The sequence below is a fragment of the Atlanticothrix silvestris CENA357 genome (genome assembly GCF_016056295.1).
GTDB lineage: Bacteria > Cyanobacteriota > Cyanobacteriia > Cyanobacteriales > Nostocaceae > Atlanticothrix > Atlanticothrix silvestris.
In genome coordinates this window covers 1-1079 of the sequence record NZ_JAECZB010000111.1, presented here as the reverse complement: position 1 = coordinate 1079, position 1079 = coordinate 1, and the positions used below count along the sequence as shown (strand labels likewise).

At 47.9% G+C, this 1079-nt stretch carries 1 protein-coding gene; it reads left to right on the top strand.

Translation table 11 applies throughout. The features are described 5' to 3' along the window. A partial coding sequence (locus I8751_RS28940) for an Ig-like domain-containing protein (protein ID WP_214442521.1) occupies window positions 1-1079 on the top strand: 1079 nt, incomplete at both ends.

The following is a 1079-nucleotide window of genomic DNA, read 5'->3' as shown; positions in this document are numbered from 1 at the left end:
TGACTTGATTATCGGGGCAACACGTGCCGACCCCAACGGTCTGTATGGTGCAGAGTCAAGCTACGTGGTCTTTGGCCGCAGCAGTGGTTTTAACGCTAGCCTTAACCTTTCATCTCTTGATGGTAGTGAAGGTTTTGTGATTAACCGCATTAATAACGGTGACAGGTTAGGCACCTCCGTCAGCAGTGCGGAGGATATCAACGGTGACGGCTTCGATGACTTGATTATCGGGGCATCAAGTGCCTCCCCCAACGGTCAGTCTAGTGCAGGGTCAAGCTACGTAGTTTTTGGTTTTGCATCTCCTACGCCCACTAATAAACCTCCTGTCGCAGTTAATGACACTGCTACCACCGATGAAGATACTGCCGTTAATATTTCAGTCTTAGCCAACGACAACAACTCCCTAACGGTGACGGCTCTCAATGGTAAGGCAGTTGTTGTTGGCACTACCGTCGCCCTGAGTTCTGGTGCTTTAGTTACCCTTAATGCTGATGGTAGCTTGACCTACGACCCCAATGCTTTATTTGAGGCTTTGGATGTGGGTGAAAGCGGCATTGATAAATTTACATACACCACTAGCAATGGCAGCTTTAATAATACAGCTAGTGTCAACTTGAATATTAACGGAGTCAATGACGCACCCAAGCTGATTTCAGTTTTTAATCTCTCAACCCTTAATGGTAGTAACGGCTTTGTAATTAACGGTATTAATAGCGGTGACTCCTCAGGCAGTTCTGTCAGCAGTGCGGGGGATATCAACGGCGACGGCATCGATGACTTGATTATTGGGGCAATATTTGCCGACTCCAACGGACAAAGCGGTGCAGGGTCAAGCTACGTAGTCTTTGGTAGCAGTAGTGGTTTTAACGCTAGCCTTAACCTTTCATCTCTTGATGGTAGTAACGGCTTTGTAATTAACGGTATTAATAGCGGTGACTTCTTAGGCACCTCCGTCAGCAGTGCGGGGGATATCAACGGCGACGGCATCGATGACTTGATTATCGGGGCAAGTAATGCCGACCCCAACGGTCAGTCTAGTGCAGGGTCAAGCTACGTGGTTTTTGGTAGCAGTAGTGGTT